Annotated in this window: 12 protein-coding genes, 1 pseudogene and 1 riboswitch; of the genes and pseudogenes, 5 read left to right on the forward strand and 8 right to left on the reverse strand. The window is 60.2% G+C overall.

Going from position 1 to position 16,965, the window contains the following annotated elements; genetic code table 11:
- Positions 1-10: 10 nt before the first annotated feature.
- The 3 genes from ACSEXS_RS09545 to ACSEXS_RS09555 all read right to left on the reverse strand — a co-directional run bounded on the left by ACSEXS_RS09545 (position 11) and on the right by ACSEXS_RS09555 (position 3,462).
- Positions 11-1,642, reverse strand: a complete 1,632-nt coding sequence (locus ACSEXS_RS09545) for a putative amidoligase domain-containing protein (RefSeq protein WP_438432923.1) — start codon at positions 1,640-1,642, stop codon at positions 11-13.
- Between the two features lie 116 nt (positions 1,643-1,758).
- Positions 1,759-2,319, reverse strand: a complete 561-nt coding sequence (cotE, locus tag ACSEXS_RS09550) for an outer spore coat protein CotE (protein WP_438432924.1) — start codon at positions 2,317-2,319, stop codon at positions 1,759-1,761.
- Between the two features lie 171 nt (positions 2,320-2,490).
- Positions 2,491-3,462: an aromatic acid exporter family protein gene (locus ACSEXS_RS09555; RefSeq protein ID WP_438432925.1), complete on the reverse strand. Its 972-nt coding sequence runs from the start codon at positions 3,460-3,462 to the stop codon at positions 2,491-2,493.
- Positions 3,463-3,683: 221 nt separating this feature from the next.
- Here ACSEXS_RS09555 and ACSEXS_RS09560 point away from each other — a divergent pair, with 221 nt between their 5' ends.
- Entirely contained in the window at positions 3,684-3,827 is a 144-nt protein-coding gene (locus ACSEXS_RS09560; RefSeq protein WP_438432926.1) for a hypothetical protein, read from the forward strand.
- A gap of 182 nt (positions 3,828-4,009) precedes the next feature.
- On the forward strand, positions 4,010-5,338 hold the full coding sequence (locus ACSEXS_RS09565) for a hypothetical protein (protein WP_438432927.1): 1,329 nt from the start codon (positions 4,010-4,012) through the stop codon (positions 5,336-5,338).
- Between the two features lie 56 nt (positions 5,339-5,394).
- Here ACSEXS_RS09565 and ACSEXS_RS09570 read toward each other — a convergent pair whose 3' ends face one another.
- Together ACSEXS_RS09570 and ACSEXS_RS09575 are read right to left on the reverse strand one after the other, a co-directional pair.
- Positions 5,395-6,297: a GNAT family N-acetyltransferase gene (locus ACSEXS_RS09570; RefSeq protein WP_438432928.1), complete on the reverse strand. Its 903-nt coding sequence runs from the start codon at positions 6,295-6,297 to the stop codon at positions 5,395-5,397.
- A 260-nt stretch (positions 6,298-6,557) separates the two neighbouring features.
- Positions 6,558-7,928, reverse strand: coding sequence for a glycine--tRNA ligase (locus ACSEXS_RS09575; protein ID WP_438433121.1), 1,371 nt, complete (start codon positions 7,926-7,928; stop codon positions 6,558-6,560).
- Between the two features lie 491 nt (positions 7,929-8,419).
- A riboswitch (guanidine-I (ykkC/yxkD leader) is annotated at positions 8,420-8,519 on the forward strand.
- Between the two features lie 78 nt (positions 8,520-8,597).
- Between ACSEXS_RS09575 and ACSEXS_RS09580 the strand changes: the two are divergent.
- A pseudogene (locus ACSEXS_RS09580) lies at positions 8,598-8,951 on the forward strand (DMT family transporter).
- The gene (locus tag ACSEXS_RS09585) at positions 8,948-9,262 is read left to right on the forward strand and encodes a DMT family transporter (RefSeq protein ID WP_438432929.1); all 315 of its coding nucleotides are present in this window, start codon (positions 8,948-8,950) and stop codon (positions 9,260-9,262) included. Before ACSEXS_RS09580 ends, ACSEXS_RS09585 begins: the two are co-directional and overlap by 4 nt.
- Positions 9,263-9,424: 162 nt before the next feature.
- Here the strand turns inward: ACSEXS_RS09585 and ACSEXS_RS09590 are convergent, their stop codons facing one another.
- The 3 genes from ACSEXS_RS09590 to ACSEXS_RS09600 all read right to left on the reverse strand — a co-directional run bounded on the left by ACSEXS_RS09590 (position 9,425) and on the right by ACSEXS_RS09600 (position 15,763).
- The gene (locus ACSEXS_RS09590; RefSeq protein ID WP_438432930.1) at positions 9,425-12,376 is read right to left on the reverse strand and encodes a glycoside hydrolase family 48 protein; all 2,952 of its coding nucleotides are present in this window, start codon (positions 12,374-12,376) and stop codon (positions 9,425-9,427) included.
- A 30-nt stretch (positions 12,377-12,406) separates the two neighbouring features.
- Positions 12,407-14,974, reverse strand: coding sequence for a glycoside hydrolase family 9 protein (locus ACSEXS_RS09595; protein WP_438433122.1), 2,568 nt, complete (start codon positions 14,972-14,974; stop codon positions 12,407-12,409).
- A gap of 354 nt (positions 14,975-15,328) precedes the next feature.
- Positions 15,329-15,763, reverse strand: coding sequence for an acyl-CoA thioesterase (locus ACSEXS_RS09600; RefSeq protein WP_438432931.1), 435 nt, complete (start codon positions 15,761-15,763; stop codon positions 15,329-15,331).
- A gap of 229 nt (positions 15,764-15,992) precedes the next feature.
- Between ACSEXS_RS09600 and ACSEXS_RS09605 the strand changes: the two genes are divergently transcribed.
- Positions 15,993-16,880 carry a fructose bisphosphate aldolase gene (locus ACSEXS_RS09605; RefSeq protein WP_438432932.1) on the forward strand — a complete coding sequence of 296 codons (888 nt, stop codon included), beginning with the start codon at positions 15,993-15,995 and terminating at the stop codon, positions 16,878-16,880.
- The last annotated feature ends 85 nt before the right edge of the window (positions 16,881-16,965 follow it).

Genomic DNA, 16,965 nt, shown 5'->3' on the forward strand with positions numbered 1-16,965 from the left:
GCTCGCGGTCTTACACGAACAGCACAGCCTGCGCCGCAGCCGCAAACGGCTTGCGGCTCGGGTCGGCGGCCGCCTCCGGCGAAGCGGCGGGGTAATCCGCCGGGCCGATGCCCCAGGCGGCTCGGAAATCGCCACCCGCGTCGATCAAGCCGCCGGCGGCGGGTCCGGCGAAGAGCGCCCGCTTCAGCCAGGCCAGCTCGGCCGCTTGCCCGCGGTAGGCCGCAAGCGGCTCCAGCTCCGCCCACCGGGCGGCGGCCGCGGCCCGGAGCGGCTCCGCTTCGCCGCGGTAGTAATGCCGCCGCAGGCCGGGGTGCTGCAGCGGGTCCGCGCGCAGCTCGCGCCAATGCAGCGCGACCGTGCGGGCCAGCGCCAGCACGCCCGCCGCCAGCTCCGGCGACGCCAGCCAGCTCGGCAGCGGCCGGTATTCGAAGCCGCCGTGGCGCTTGCGGCGGCAGTCCCCGAGGCGGCCATAGCGCGGCCGCCTGCGGTGCGAGCCCTCCCCCTCCAAGAGCAGCAGGGGGAGGGCGCAGTAGTTGTCCAGCGCGCGGACGAGCGCGCTGGTGAGCGGCACGCCGCTGAAGTGGATATGCCCCCCGAGGGGCAATCCCTTCACCGGCATGCCGCCCGCGAGCCAGGCGAGCGCTTCGCCGCCCGGCAGCTTCCGGGCGGCCTCGCTCATCGTCCGCCGCAGCCCCCGCACCAGCCCCGCCGCATCCGGGCTCGGATCGGGGCGCAGCTCGGCGAGCGGCAGGATGACCCGGTGGCCGCTCAGGATCACCGCATCGCAGCCGACCCGGCCCTGCCGCTCCAGGAACCGCGAGGCGGGCACGACCTTGCCGTCCGGCCCGGCGAGCACGAACTCGGGATCGGCCCCAAGCAGCAGCCTAGGCTGCTCTGGCCACGGCTCCGCGGCGAAGCGATTCATCGCTTCCGCGAGCTTCTCCGCCCAAGGCGCGGCCAGATCGGGCTCGGCATCCACCTCGCAGATGCGAGTGTCCCCATCCGCGGTGGAGACTAACGTCACCAGGCCGTAATCGAGGCCGAGCGTGTAGACGGCCCGCACGGCATCCCGCACCGCTCGATTGGCCCGGTGATGCCGCTCGCCCTCCGGCAGCTCGCGGAAGCCGAGCTCTTGCCGCGCCTGAAGGACGGCGGTTCCGGGCGGGGCCGCTCTGCGGGCGTAGACGGCAAGCGCATCCCATTGGAAGACGGGAATGCGGTATTCCCAGACCCTCGCTTCACCCGCGAAGCGAGCCCCCGTGTCCGTCTGCCCGTCCGCCCGTTGCCCTCGTGCCTCCGGCTCTGTCGGGTCCGCCTCCTCCGCTGCCTGCCCGACATGAGGATTCGGCCGGCCGCTGCCGCTGCCGCTTCGCCCCCCGTTCCTTGCGGCATCCAGCCGGCCCGCGGTCTTCAGCCCGCACTGGCGCAGAAGCTCGCCGGCCGCCGCTCCCTTCCTCAGCCTCAGCAGCGCCGCGAGCCGGCCGAGCACAACAGGCTCCGCCGGTTCCGGCGCCAGCGTCCCGTAACGGATGACGGCGTCCCACAGCCCGTCCGCCGGCAGCTTACGCCCATGCGGGAACCGCAGGAGCTCCGCGAAGCGTTCCGCCCCCTTTTCCCCGGCATGCAGAAAAAAACACTTCATCCGCCTCTCCCCTTCCGCCGCATCATGCCCCCGAAATCGCCGCCCTCTTTTTTCAAGCAAAAGAGGGCATCCGCCCTCAGCAGCTGCCCTTCGCTTCGCATATGCTGGATCAAAGATCAGCTTAATTCTTCGTCAAGAAGCTCCAGGTCGAGGTCGTCGTATTCGGCATCGTCGGAACCGTCGAAATCGTAGCTCTTCTCGTCTCCGTCGAGACCGTGCGGACTGACCACCACGCAGACCTTGGTCTCCGCCGTCATTTCCACCTTGAACTCGCGCTCTACCCGGATGACCACGCCGTTTCCGGAAATGCTCGCTTCCACGCAGTTCGGGTCGGTGACCGCCAGCGCATACACCTCGGCGGTGGCCGGTTTATGTTTTTTGTCCAGGAACGAGAGCGGAACGACGTCGACGTACGAGACCGTTTCCTTCGCCACGTCCGTCTTCGTGTTGCGGTCATACGAATACCAGATGTTGATATCGTAGGATCCGATCACTTCCACCCCGTTCGTGGAATGAACCGCTTCGTATTGGTTATTGATGATCCAAGCGCCCAGGATGCTGGTTGGAGCGTTAGCCGGAGTTACGGTATGGCTCACCTGACTGAATTTACGACCTTTGCCGCATACAGCTTTCGTTATGATTTCTCTTAATTGCAAGTCTTTATCTGTGATGGACATGTTTCAACCTCCTCCATACAATCATTCTTTTAAAATTGTATGCAGGACATTCGTCTAGGGTGACAACTCCCTGTGAAATATTTGGGCGGCTGCCTTATCCACGACAAACGGCCGGCGCTTCCCTTTCAGGATATGCCGGCCGCGCTTGCGTTTAGAAGTAAAACTTGCCTCTTACGCCTGCGCCCTCTCCTTTACTGCTGGGCGCTTTTTTTTGAGCTGGCGCGCGATGGACAGGAAGGTCTTGAGCTCCAGGTTCAGTTGCAGGAGCGCCGAGCGCACCTCGAATTCGCGGCGGTTCTCCGGCAGCGGCATGCGCTTGAAGTCCGCGTCCAGCTTTGCCAGCTCCTCGTCGATCCGCCCCGTGTAATAGGGATTCTTCAAATCTTCCGCCAGCGCCTCGAAGAGCTCCGCGACCGCCTCTCCGTGCGGCAGATTTTGATAGACCTGGGACACCAGATCGAGCATCCGCTGAATCGAATAGAGCTGCTGACGCCGCATCTCGAAATAGGTGTGCCACTCGCCCTTGTTCTGAAAGAGGGCATTCTCGTCCGCTTCCGTAGCCAGCTTGACGCCTTCCTCGACCTTCTCCATCGCGGCGAGCAGCTCTTCCCCGCCCCAGACCCGCTCCACGTTCCGCAGGTGGCCGGCGATCTCTTTCAGGATAGCCGAGAAATTGGCTTCGACCGCCTCCTTGGTCCGCATCATCTGCTGCTCCGACCGGGGCGTATAGATGAGGTTGATGACGGCCGCCACCCCAAGGCCCATGGCGAGCAGCAGTACTTCGTTGCCGATCAGGGGTAGCGTCGTTTCCTTGGCGGCATAGAGATGAAGCATGATGACGGAGCTCATGACGATGCCGTCCTGCATTTTCATTTTGTACAAGGCCAGGTACTGCACGAAGATGTAAATCCCGATCACCCAGATGTGATAGCCGAGCAAATAAAAAGCCGCCGTCGCCACCAGCAGCCCGAGGACCGAGGCGATGAAGCGGCTGACGATGCTTCGCACGCTGCGTTTCTTCGTGGAATCGATGCCCAGAATGGCGAACAGGCCCGCCGTATAGGCATTGCTTAAGCCCAGCAGGAGCGAGCCTTCGATGGCCGCGGCGGCGGCTACGGATGATTTAACGACGCGCACTAGCATGATGAACCTCCCGGTAAGTCGATGTCATTTGACAGTATACGCGCTTTCGGGGCCTCCAACAAGACAAGCCCGCAAAAGCGCTCTGCCGTTCGATTCGGGAAACGTGCCCATGGGTGACTGGAGCGGGAGCTGCCGCCGGGCCGCTCATGAATCCCTTCTGTCCGGGGAACGCTATCTCCGGACACCTGCCGACAACAACGGCCTAAGAGGAGGGACGACGATTGGCCAACCATAAACCGGGCGACGAGCCCAAGAAGCCGAAGCATACCGGCGAGCTTCGCAACGGCCGCAAGAGCATCATCAAGAACGAGAGCAGCGGCGAAGAGACGCTCACGCCGAACGAATTTCGTTCGAACGACCGCTAGCCTAACCGAAGATTCGTCCGCTGCCGCGGTCCGGTCCCTTCCCCCGAAGGAATCGGGCCGTTTTTAATCGCGCCGTGGGCTCCATCGCCAAGGTTGGGCCGGATTGCCAATCCGGCGGCAAGTCCCTATAATCGAGAAGAACCCCATGCTTCACACCAAGCGATAAAAAGGATGTTGTGCCCATGCCGCTCGCTCAAGAGCTTGTCCGCTATTCTTCCCTGCTGCTCGCGCTCGCCTGCCTTACCGTGCTCGCCGTCAAATTCGTCCAGGAATACCTAGGAGGAACCCTCGGCTTCGGCTTGCCGGGACGAGCCTTGGTCTATCCCGAGCCGGATGCGAAGGCATTTAAACCTATGGGTCGCGCCGCGGTCTGGAAAAGGCTGCTGCTGTTATTCGTCGTTACCCGTGGCTTGATCTTCATCGGAGCTTACGCCTACAAGGCAGCCACCCAGAACGGGAAGCTTCCCTTCGTGTCCACGCTCATCAAGCTGTTTAAGATTTACGACACGGAATGGTACCTGAGCATCGCCCAATTCGGATATCTGACCGACACCGATCACAACAAGCTGTCGATTTGCTTTTATCCGTTTTATCCGGCGCTCGTCAAGCTATTCCATTTCATCGTGCCGGGCGGCTATTTCATGGCCGGGGTAGTCGTCTCGAACTTGTTCCTGCTGGTCGCGCTCTACTACCTCATGCGGCTCGTGGAGGGCGAATACCGGGATTCCCGTCTGGGTCTGCTCACCGCGGAGTTGATGCTCTTGTTCCCGTTCTCCTTCTTCTTCAGCATCGCGTACACGGAGTCCGTGTTCATCGCCTTCACCATTCTGACCTTCTATACCCTCCGGAGAAAAAAATGGCTGCTCGCCGGCCTCTTCGGAATGCTGGCCGCGCTGACGCGCAATCACGGCGTCCTGCTGATGGCTCCGATTCTGATCGAGATTCTCTACGATCATGAGTTCTTCCGCCGCTTCCGGGACAAGACGGCATCGCGCAGCGCTTGGACCCTCGGGCTGCTGCGCCGCTTCACGGCCGTCGTGCTGCCCGCTGTCGGGATCGGGATCTACCTCGTGGTCAACAAGGTTGTCACGGGCAACGCGTTCCAGTTCCTCGTGTACCAGAAGGAGCACTGGAAGCAGAAATTCGGCTTCTTCGCCGACCTGCTGTTCCGCCATACCGGCAAGATCTACACCGGGGAACCGCGCTATGCCTTCGGCATCTGGATTCCCGGCATTCTGCTGTTCTTCCTCGCGCTCTTGCTGCTGCTCTTCTGCGCCAAACGGCTGCGGCTGTCTTACTCCGTCTACGCGCTGGCCTATATCATCATCTCCTTCTCTCCGACCGGCCTGCTCAGCGGACCGCGTTATGTCGGCGGACTCTTCGTGCTTTACCTGATGGGGGCTCTCTTGCTTCGCCATGCACCGGAGCAGGTGAGATCCTCGGCAAAAATTGTCCTGTCCTTCTCGCTGTGTTACTATACCATCCTGTTCGTCTCGAAATTCGTATTTTGACGGAAACGGCAAAAATCGCCCTGCACCGAACCGATTGGTCGGACAGGGCGATTTTTTTATTCATCCCGAAGCGCGTCGTGCTCGTACAGCTTGGTCGGCCGACCCCAGGTAAACGTGGTCACGCCGATTTCGTGAAAGCCGTATTTCTCGTAGTAGCCGATATGGTCGGTCGTCAAGTATACCTGCTCATAGCCGAATCGCGAAGCCTCACGCCGGGCATGCTGGAGCAGCAGCTTGCCGTAGCGATTGCCCCTCTCCTGCGGCGCGATCAACAGCGGTGAGATCCACGGGGAAAGACCGCTTTCCACCACCTTCTCGGCTGCGAACAACCCGACCCAGCCGATCACGGCATCGTTCTTCAGCAGAAAGTAGCCCTGCGGCAGCGGACCGTCCGCTTGGAGGCAGGGTTCCGTCTGATGCTTGACCAGCTCGGGGTCGCGGAAATGACCGAGCAGCAGCTCCTGGCATTCTCGGAGCCGGGACGGCTCATCGCGAAGCGACCGGATCTCCACTCCGTGATCCACGGGGTAGCTGCGGATGACCTCTCCTTCGGTTTCCGACTTCACCCGAAATCCGAGCGAGTCATACAGGCGCCCCGCCGCCCGATTCTCCTTGCGGTGGCCCAGGCGGATTCGCGGCACCCGCTCGCTGCGAATCAGCAGCTCCATCATCCGGCGCATGGCCGCCGACGCGATGCCTTGACGCTGATAGCGGCGATCGATCATCAGCGGATTAATGAAGCCGCTGACCCCGTCCTCGTCTAGGCCGCCGCCGATGAGCCCGACGATTTCGTCGCCGCGTTTGATCGCATACAGCGTCGTTCCTTCTTCATACCGGCTGATCCCGATCCAATGAACGTTGGAAATCGGAAAAACCTCCGTTTGATCATCGCCAACCCTTAACTGGCAAGCTTCATACCAATTGGCTGCATCCAGCCTCTCGAGGGATATCTCCTGCAACGCCAAGCCTCCCGTTCGTTTTGCGTGCGAAAGCCATTGCGCCCTGCCCACACCGGCAGCCCCGCCCGCATCGGCCGCTGTCTCGGCCGTTATGTCCATTATCGGCAGCCGGTCCTTCCCCTGGCAAACGGCTTTTTGGCTATAACCAAAGTCGCCCGGCTGCGACGCGCAAGCGACCGTCCCGATGAAACGCCAAAAAAGCCGCGTCCCCTTGCGGGCGGCCGCGGCTTTCCTTGTATGCTGCAACTCGTGTCGTCCGATTACCAGGCCAGCTTCCCGTTCAGGAAGCCCTTCAGCTCGGCGATCGGCATCCGCACCTGCTCCATCGTATCGCGGTCGCGGACGGTCACCTGGCCGTCCTGCTCGGACTCGAAGTCGTAGGTAATGCAGAACGGCGTTCCGATCTCGTCCTGGCGGCGATACCGCTTGCCGATCGAACCGGAATCGTCGTAGTCGACCATAAAGTCTTTCGCCAAGCTGGCGAATACGTCGCCCGCACCGTCGGCCAGCTTCTTGGACAGCGGGAACACGGCCGCCTTGAAGGGCGCGAGAGCCGGATGCAGATGCAGCACCGTGCGGCTGTCGTTGTTCTCCAGCGCCTGCTCCTCGTAGCTGTCGATGAGGAACGCCAGCGTCACGCGGTCCGCGCCGAGCGACGGCTCGATGCAATACGGAACGTAGCGTTCGCCCGCTTCCTGGTCGATGTAGTTGAAATCTTCGCCGGAATGCTCCATGTGCTGCTTAAGGTCATAATCCGTGCGGTCGGCGATGCCCCACAGCTCGCCCCAGCCGAACGGGAAGCGATATTCAATATCCGTGGTGCCGTTGCTGTAGTGGGACAGCTCATCCTCGGAGTGGTCGCGCAGGCGGATGCTTCCTTCCTTCATACCGAGGTTCAGGAGCCAGTCCTTGCAGAAGCTGCGCCAGTATTCGAACCATTTCAGGTCTTCGCCCGGCTTGCAGAAGAATTCCAGCTCCATCTGCTCGAATTCGCGGGTGCGGAACGTAAAGTTGCCCGGGGTGATCTCGTTGCGGAAGCTCTTGCCAACCTGGCCGATGCCGAACGGCAGCTTCTTGCGCATGGTACGCTGGACGTTCTTGAAGTTGACGAAGATGCCCTGAGCCGTCTCCGGGCGCAGGTAGATTTCGTTCGTGCTCGTCTCGGTGACGCCCTGGTGGGTCTTGAACATCAGGTTGAACTGACGGATGTCGGTGTAATCGAAAGCTCCGCAGTCGGGACACACGATGTGATGCTCTTTCACCAGGTCCATCATCTGATCGAAGCTGAGGCCGTCGACGACCATCTCGATTCCCTTCGCGTCCAGGGCGTTCTCGATGATTTTGTCCGCCCGGTGGCGGGCCTTGCATTGCTTGCAGTCGATCATCGGGTCGTTGAAGTTGCCGACATGGCCCGAGGCGACCCACGCTTTGGGGTTCATCAGAATCGCGGCATCCAGGCCGACGTTGTAAGGCGACTCCTGGATGAATTTCTTCCACCAGGCTTTCTTCACGTTATTCTTCAGTTCGACTCCCAGCGGGCCGTAATCCCAGGTGTTGGCCAAGCCTCCGTAAATCTCCGATCCCGGGAAAATAAAGCCCCGGTGCTTGGCGATCGCCGTGATCTGATCCATGGTTACATTCGTGCTCATCGTTCATCGTGCTCCTTTTTGTTCATGAATGGGCAAAACGGGGCTATCCCGAGCGAACCCGTCCGGCATGGTGCAGAGGATGGTACGCATGCCGTTAGCGGCATCAAAAAAGCTTCCGCCCTCCGGACAAGATTCGCTCTTGTCCGGGGACGGAAGCCTCACGCCTCCGCGGTTCCACCCCGGTTGACGCGCCGCTCTCCGGTTCCTTGGCCGGAACCTTCGACTTCGCGTCCACCTTCTTTGCCACCGGCTCGGGAGCGCCCTTTCCGCGGCTGTGGCTTCGGGCTTTCACCATTCCCGAATCGCTGAATCCACAGGCATCCGCGTACTTTCTCTCTTTCATCGCCGCAACATGCTATTGCCTTCAGGTTACCGTTTTGACCGGCGCTTGTCAATATGGGCCGCTGCCAGTAAAGCACCATTTTCCCGAGCTTGAAGTTTCCCTTCCGGGCAGCTATAATGCAGGGGAACCAAAAAAGGTTTCCTAGGGTTCCGCAGCCGTTCGGGTTGGTCTGGTCCGAGAGGAAACTCACAGCAATAGCTGTGTCACGGAAGGATAAAAGCCTGGGAGTCACGCTGCAGATGCGGCCTACTCCCGGGTTTTTCTTTGTTTTTTCTTCCCTCATTTCATTCGGAAAGGCGGTAGGAAGCATGAACAAGCAGTGGGGATTGGTCGGGTTGGCCGCCCTGTTCGAGGTGATGTGGGTGGTCGGGCTGAAGCATTCGGACAGCCTTTGGGAATAGGCCGGTACGGCGGTAGCGGTGTTCGTCAGCTTTGGACTGATGATTCGGGCCGCCCGGACCTTGCCGGTGAGCACCGTCTATGCCGTCTTTGTCGGGCTGGGCACGACCGGAACGGTCTTGTCGGAGATGCTGCTCCTCGGCAAACCCATGAATGCCGTCAAATTGGCGCTGACCGCGATTCTGCTGATGGGAGTGATCGGACTCAAGCTGGTCACACCCGCGGCGGCGGATTCGGGAAAAGGAGGAGAAGAATCGTCATGAGTTGGGTTTTCTTGATCCTGGCCGGTCTGTTCGAAATGCTGGGCGTGGGGGCGATCAATCTGGTAAACCGAAAGAAAAGCGTTCAATCGGTCGGCTTGCTCGTTGTCTGCTTCGGCGCCAGCTTTCTCCTCCTGACCCTGGCCATGCAGGAGATTGACATGAGCACCGCCTATGCCATCTGGACCGGCATCGGCACAGCCGGAGCTGCGATTCTGGGGATGATTCTGTACAAGGAGCCGCGGGATTGGAAGCGGCTGGTGTTCATGGTCATGATCCTCGGCGCGGCGGTCGGATTGAAAGGAGTGTCTTAACCCATCAAAAAGCAAGAGCGGTTCAAAGGAAGCTTTGAGCCGCTCTTGCTTTATGGTTTGAAGGAAGGACCGCCGAGCTGCCGGCAACGATAGCCCGGCCGGTCACTCCCGCCGGATCACCGGCATTCCCGGGGGCGCGGAGAATGCCGGCTTCAGCCTGGGTTACGGGGTGACGCCGTAGACCAGATTGCCGTTTTGGTAGAGGGCGACATGGTTCCAATCGGTCAGGTTAAGCTTGGTGGCGTCGAAGGAGTAGTCGTTCGCTTCATCGAAGTTCGACCAATCTCCCTTGTGGAAGCGGGTTTGAATCACACCGCTCTGGCCTCCCGGAGCCAGCGTTCCCGAACCGGCCTTGAAGGAGATCTCCAGGTAGGTGTCGGCCGTCGCCGTCGGGGTGGTCATCGTCACGAACTGGCCTTGGATGTTGGAGCCGCCAATCTGGGCGTAATCGCAGAAGAAGTTGAGGACGGCGGAAGTCGCATCCTTGGTAAAGTAATACCGAATCTTCAGCGTGCTCAGATCCACCGAGGAGGTGCCGCTGTTCACGATGTTAAATTGCGGCATCACGGCATTGTTGGTGGCGTTGGTATCGCCCGCCTTGTACTGCACCTTCAGCGCCGGCGTAGGTGTTGCGGTCGGCGTGGCCGTCGGTGTTACAGTCGGCGTGGCCGTCGGTGTTACAGTCGGCGTGGCCGTCGGTGTTGCGGTCGGCGTAGCCGTCGGCGTTGCGGTCGGCGTAACCGTCGGTGTTGCGGTCGGCGTAGCCGTCGGTGTTGCGGTCGGCGTAGCCGTCGGCGTTGCGGTCGGCGTAGCCGTCGGTGTTGCGGTCGGCGTAGCCGTCGGTGTTGCGGTCGGCGTAGCCGTCGGGGTTGCCGTCGGCGTCGGCGTTGGGCCGCTGGTACCGATCAGGCGGTCAAATTCGGCGTAAGCCGTGGCGATGTCGACCTGCGACCAGAACCGGTGATACTTGAACGTCGGCGTCCCGTGCTCCCACTTCTGCGTGGTCGGATTCCAGGACGTGTTGTACAGGTTGAGCAGATACGCCCATTGCGGGTCCTGCGTGATCTTCGGCCGCAGCTCGGCAAAGCTGATGTAGACGCCGTTGCCGCCCTTAGCCGGATCGGAAGCGACGGCTCCGGAGCCCGGCAGGGTGTTGCCCTGGCCGTACGTGCCGGTCCAGCCGGCGGGGAAATAGACTTCCTTGGTGAAGTAGCGGAACGCATCGCTCTTCGTTTCTTCCGTGACGATACCGACGCCGTCGTTAAAGTTCCAGGCAACGTCGAGCAATTGGGCGGCAAGCGTCTTCGCTTGGGCCCCGAGTCCCGAGTCGGTTCCGGTCTCGGCGCGGCTGCCGGCGGCGAAGAAGGTCAGCGCCTTCACGTAGCTGCCGAGTACCCCGACGTCTTGACCGGGATTGCGCGTAACGGCATGATAATTCGGATTGCCGGTGAAGGCGGAGTAGCTGCTCCACGTATCCGGCTGGCCCTGCCAATCCAGCGTGCTCGGCAGGTAGAACTGCCCGGGCGCGTCGGTCGTGGCGATAACGGGATTCGCGCCTCCCATCACACGCTGACCGGATGCAGTCAGATAGTAGCCGCTGTCGTCCGTAACCGGCTTCTTGTTGACGAAGACGTAATCCATCGACCAGTCAACCCACTTGGAGATGACATTCTTCGCCATCTTGAAGTTCTCGGAGGTGATGTCACCGCTCGAAGCGAGGATATAGTACATTTCCGCTACGCGTTCGATCGGCCATGCCTGGAAGCCGAACCAGGTGTTGGAGTTCGGGTCGTGATAGACCGGCGCTTCCTGGTAAGCCATATTATAGAAGGTGCTCACTCCGGAGGGGTATTTGGCGTAGCTGCCGTTGATGCTGTTGGTGGCACCGCCGCCTACCGCTCCTTCGCTGGACAGCAGCCAGTTGTAGAATTCCAGCTGGCGCTTCAGCGAGGTGTTCCAGTCCGTCTGGGCCGTGGCGGAGGCCGGAATCAGACCGCCGGCCTGCGTGGACAGCGCGTAAGCCGCCACCGGGTTTTGATAAGCTTGGTGGAAATGGCTGGCGCCGATTCTCCAAGCCCAGTTGCCGCTGCCGTTCTCGCCCAAGCCGCCGCCCCAGGCGGTATACCAGGCCATCAGGTAGGCGCTGGCGTCTTTGCCCGTCCCGGCGGTCGGCGTGCCGTTCGCAGCGCTGCCGATCTTCTGGAAGTACTTGTCGTACATGTCATAGCGGAGATAGTCGCCCATCTTCTTCGCTTTGTCCAGGTACTTGGTATTGGTGTAGCCCAGCTTCTTCGCCCAGTACATGGCCTGGATGACACGGGCGTCCGCATCCGCAGCGTTGGTGTAACGCCATTGGGCGGCCGGAGTCTGGCTTTCCTTGGTGAACAGGCTCATGAAGCCTTCGCCCGTCTTTCCGAAGGACTTGTTGTCCTGGGAAGGCTGGGGAATCGTCTCCCATACGGATTCCTGTTCGCCCCGTTGGTAGGTGTTCACGTAAGTCGAGGTATGGGTCGGGTTGAGCAGATTGCCGAACCCGTACCAGTTGTCCACGTCGATCAGCCAGTGCATCAGATAGGTCTGGTTATTGCCGTAGGTGGACTTCAGCTCGGCGTCGAGCGGGTCCTTGCCGGCGGAATACTGCCCGGACAGCAGCGAAGGATATTGATCCGGATACGGCTTTTCCGCCGCGTACGTGGCCGGGCTGTTCGCGTTGTAGTAGCTCATCGTCGGCTGTTCTTCCTTGCCGTCCCCTTCGTTGACGGGAATGATGAACTTCTCCATGTTGTCCCAGGCCGCTTCCAGCTTGGTCCAATCGCCCGTATAATGCCCGTACAGCGTCTCCAGCCACAGCCAGTAGGAATAGGCTTCCGAGGTGCTCATGTGTCCGTAATCGGGAGCTTCGCTGAGCAGCGTCTCGATGGAGTGATATGGAATGCCTTCCTTGGAGAAGTAACCGTTTGCAGGATTCTTAATCTGATTGTACATCGTCAGGAATCGGGTCTGATACTCGCTGGTCGCTGCAGATGCCGGCTGCGGACGGAAATAAGAATTACCGCCGAGCAGCAGGGCCGAGCTCAGCACCACGGCAAGACCCACGCGAAGCTTATTTTTCATCGCTTGCCTGCCTCCTCTATCCTAGATTTGTCAGGGAGTCGTTCCGTAGACAAGGGTGCCGTTCTGGTACAAGGCTACCTTGCTCCAATCGGCCAAACTGGTTTTGGTTGCATCGAAGGAGAAATCGTTCGCTTCGTTGAAATTGGACCAATCGGCTTTATGGAAGCGCGTCTGGATGAGACCGCTCTGGCCTCCGGCGGCAATGTTGCCGGCAGCGGCTTTAAAGCTGATCTCCAGGTACGTATCCGCACTGGCCGTCGGGGTGGCCATCGTAACGAACGTCCCCTGGACATTGGCACCGCCCACTTGAGCGTAGTCGCAGAAGAAGTTCAGCGCCGCCGTTGCGGAATCCTTGGTGAAGTAATAGCGGATTTTCAGGGTGCTGAGATCCACCGCCGACGTTCCGGTGTTCACGATATTGAAGTAAGGCATAACGGCGTTGTTGGCCGCATCCGTATCGCCCGTCTTGTACTGCACCTTAAGCGTTCCGGTCGTCGGCGTAGCCGTCGGGGTTGCCGTCGGAGTTGCCGTCGGAGTTGCCGTCGGCGTTGCGGTTGGCGTAGCCGTAGGAGTCGCAGTCGGCGTAGCCGTCGGGGTTGCCGTAGGAGTTGCAGTCGGCGTAGCCGTCGGGGTTGCCGTAGGAGTTGCAGTCGGCGTAGCCGTCGGTGTCGGCGTCGGCGTCACTCCGTTCGGTTCTTGGCCGAATACCTTCACTCCCGCATCATAGACCGGAATTCGGGCGGTCTTCTGCACGCCGGTATTGACTAGGCCGTAATACGAGAAGTCATTCGAAGGGTCCCAAGCGGTCGTCGGTCCGCTGATCCGGAACTGGACTTCCTTGCGGTAGTTGGACTGGCCGCCCGGATAAATCTTCGTGCCGGTAAAGTCGACATTCACATAGTAGATTTTCTTCGCGGCGTCCCACGGCAGAATCTTGGAGATGGTCGCTCCCTGGTTGTAAGCGGAGGTCACCGTCACCTGGTCCGCCGTATAGCCGGCTGCGTAAACCTCGCTCAAGTCCAGGAAATACTTGAAGGACAGCTTATCGCCCATTCGGGCGGGCCAGCCGGAGATATTGTTCAGGTACGCCTTGATTTCCGTGAAGCCGGTGTTGCTTTGGTTGATCTGTGCTTCTACAAAGAATTCGTCCGTCTTCGTCTCCGGCGCAGGGAAGCTCGCCAGCGGCTGCTGTCCGGCTCCGTAGAGCAGGTTCATCTTGGCCAGCGCGCCGGTAAAGCCGGCGTTGTAATCCGTCGCCACCTCGTTGCTCACGTAATCGGTAACGCTGTCCGTGTAGCCGTCCGAAGCATCCGGGCCTCCGACCAGAGCGCCGTAGAGAATGTGGCGGTGGTTCGTCGGATTCGACAGGCTATCCGTCCAGGAGCTGTGGGCCGTCCGATGGTGCGGATGCTGCGGCGAGTTGTTGCCGAAGCCGACCACATAGCTGCGGTTCGCGGGGTTATCGCCCAGCATGTAGCGAATCTGGCTGACTGCAAAATCGCGGTAGCGCGCTTTCTTAACGGAATCCGTTACAAAGTCCGAGTAGACGAACGCCAGGAAGGATTCGTTGGCCGCATAGCGCAGAGACCCCCAGGAATCCAGCCAGGCGAGGCCGCCGGGCGTATACTTGATCTTCTGGCCTTCGTTGCCGACGGTCCAGTAATCGAGGTTCCGTTCCGTCTCCTTGGCGAAGTTGGCCGCTTCCGGCATGCCGAGCTGGCTGGTGATCCGGGCCAGCAGAAGCTGCGCGCCATAGCGCTTGTCGTCCCAGGCGATCGTCCACTTGAACGGCCAGGTTCCGTCCTGCTCCTTGCCCCAACTGGCCGTCGCCGCAATCGCCTTGTTCAGGTAGGTGACGTCCTTCGTAGCCAGATACAGCCAGATGCCGCCCCATGACAGCTCATCCTGGTACCCGCTCCACGATTTGTAGAACGACGCCGCGTCGGTGATGCTGTCGGAGTAGCTGCCGCGGTACGTATCCGCAAAATTGTACAGCTGCTTGGCGTGCACGAGTAGCTTATCGGCGTACGTGGGGTCCGTCGGACGGAAAACCAGCGAAGCCGCCGCGAGCGCAGCCGCGGTTTCCCCGGCCAGATCCGAGCCCGGATGGGCCGCGTCGATCTTGTACGATTTGCGTTCCATCTGCATGACCTCTGCAGGTCCCCACCAGGCGTGGTCGATGCCGCCGGTGCCGACCTGGCCCCAAAGTTCATTCGGAGCCGTATGCGCTTTCATAAAATAGTCGGTCGCCCACTTGAGGTTATCCAACAGCGCGTCAAGCTGGCCTGCCTGGGCGTAGCCATCCCGATATTCGTAAGCGGACCAAGCGAGCATCGTGGCCGAGAAGGCCATCGGGAAGCCGAACTTGACATGGTCGCCGGCATCGTACCAGCCGCCGGTCAGATCCACGCCGTTGTCGGCGCCGTCGGTCAAGCCGGAATTGCCCCGCCACTCGACGCGGTTATTTGCCGGCAGAACCCCCGACCGCTGTTCTTCATAGAAATAAACCGCCTTTTGCAGAGCCTCCGCGTAATTATAAGTGCCTGCCGCTTGGCTGATTCCGCCAAGCCTTGGAGAAGCTACGACTCCCGCCGTCATGCTGAGGGTCAGAAACCACATGCCGACCTTCTTGATTCGCTGGCGCTTGCCACTCATCTTGTCACCCTCTTTTCCGATTTTTTTGCCAGATGATGCAAATCTAACGATGAAGCGCTTACACATCCTCCCTTCATTTTGGTTGTTCAGACAAAAGGCGCATCTGGACAATCCCAGTATTACCTTTTTTTAGTAGATTGGACAGGGGAGAAAAACGACTTTTCTATGATAATCACAACTTTATTCCATATCCTACCTTTTACAGAATTCCCCGGCAGAACAACAAAACCCCTTGCCCGCTATGGGGCAAAGGGGTTATTCGCCAAGGGCAAAACCTGAGACCAAGCGTTCCTCCAGTCAATCGGAAAACGGCTCTTCCAAGCAGGCGGCAAACAAGTCGTACAGCTCGGGAACCGCCTTCTTCAGGGACACCGGCCGCCGCTTGGCATTGTCGAAATAGCAGTGGCGGGTCTCTCCGGTGGTGCGCAGCTCCCCCGTCGCCGCGTCGGTGATCCGGTACCCGACGCTCAGCCGGGCGGGACTCAGCTCCGTTACCCTGCACTCGATCCGCACCCGATCGCCGAAGCGAACCATGGATTTGTACTCGCAGCTTACGCCCGTTACCGCCAGATCGATTCCCGTCACCGTCACCCGCTCGTACCCGAAACCGATTTTATCCATGAAGTCCACCCGGGCCTCCTCAAACCAGCGAATGTAATTGGAGTGGTGGATAATTCCCATCTGATCGGTCTCGTGGTACCAGGCTTTGCGTTCGTAAGGTTGAATTTCCATCTGCTCGTCCTCCCTTTGCCCTTCGGCCGCTCCTTCAGCCGGATTTCGCATCCGTAACTTGGATCATTATACCATACCGGCCCCGTCCGCTTTGTCCCCGTTCTCCCTGACGGATACCGGCGAACCGGCGCTTGCTCCCGGACCGGTATGCATGCCGCTCCCGATTAGTGCTATAATATACAGGTTGAAGCTGCCATCTCACTCACGCGAAGGGAAAGGAGCAAGATCGATGAACAAGGAACAGTTGGACCGTATTCAACAGGGAAAAGGCTTTATCGCCGCCCTGGACCAAAGCGGGGGCAGCACCCCCAAGGCACTGCAGCAATACGGCATTGAGGAAGACCGCTATTCCGGCGACGATGAAATGTACGCGCTGGTCCATGAAATGCGGACGCGGATTATCAAGAGCCCGGCTTTCGATTCCGAGTACATCTTGGGCGCCATCCTGTTCGAGAACACGATGGACCGCACCATCGACGGTCAGTTTACCGCCGATTTCCTGTGGGAGAAGAAGGGCATTGTGCCGTTTCTGAAGGTGGACCAAGGCCTGGCCGCGGAAGAAAACGGGGTTCAGGTCATGAAGCCCATTCCCGGTCTGGATGACCTGTTGAAGCGCGCCGTCGGCAAGCATATCTTCGGTACCAAGATGCGCTCCGTGATCAAGCAGGCGAATGCGGAAGGCATCCGCAAGGTCGTCGAGCAGCAGTTTGAGATCGGCAAGCAGATCGCAGCCGCCGGTCTCGTCCCGATCATCGAGCCTGAGGTCGACATCCACATTCCCGACAAAGCAGAAGCGGAAAGCCTCCTGAAGGACGAGATTCAAAAGCAACTGAACGTCCTAGACTCCGGCGTGCTGGTGATGCTGAAGCTGTCCATTCCGACGGTGGTCGACTTTTACCGCGACCTGATGCAGGACCCGCATGTTGTTCGCGTCGTCGCCCTCTCCGGCGGTTACCCGCAGAAGCAGGCCAACGAACTGCTCGCCAAGAACCACGGGCTGATCGCCAGCTTCTCCCGGGCGCTCTCCCAAGGACTCACCGCCCAGCAGAGCGACGAAGACTTTAACGCCCTGCTTCGAGAGACGATCCAAGATATTTACGAAGCTTCGATTACCTGATTTGCCAGTACAGGAAGCATTCGCCCCAGGCGTCAACAAGCCCCGCCGGACCTTACTCCACGGTCCTGCGGGGCTTTTTTGCGCC

This window comes from Gorillibacterium terrae, from assembly GCF_051594785.1.
Lineage (GTDB): Bacteria > Bacillota > Bacilli > Paenibacillales > NBRC-103111 > Gorillibacterium.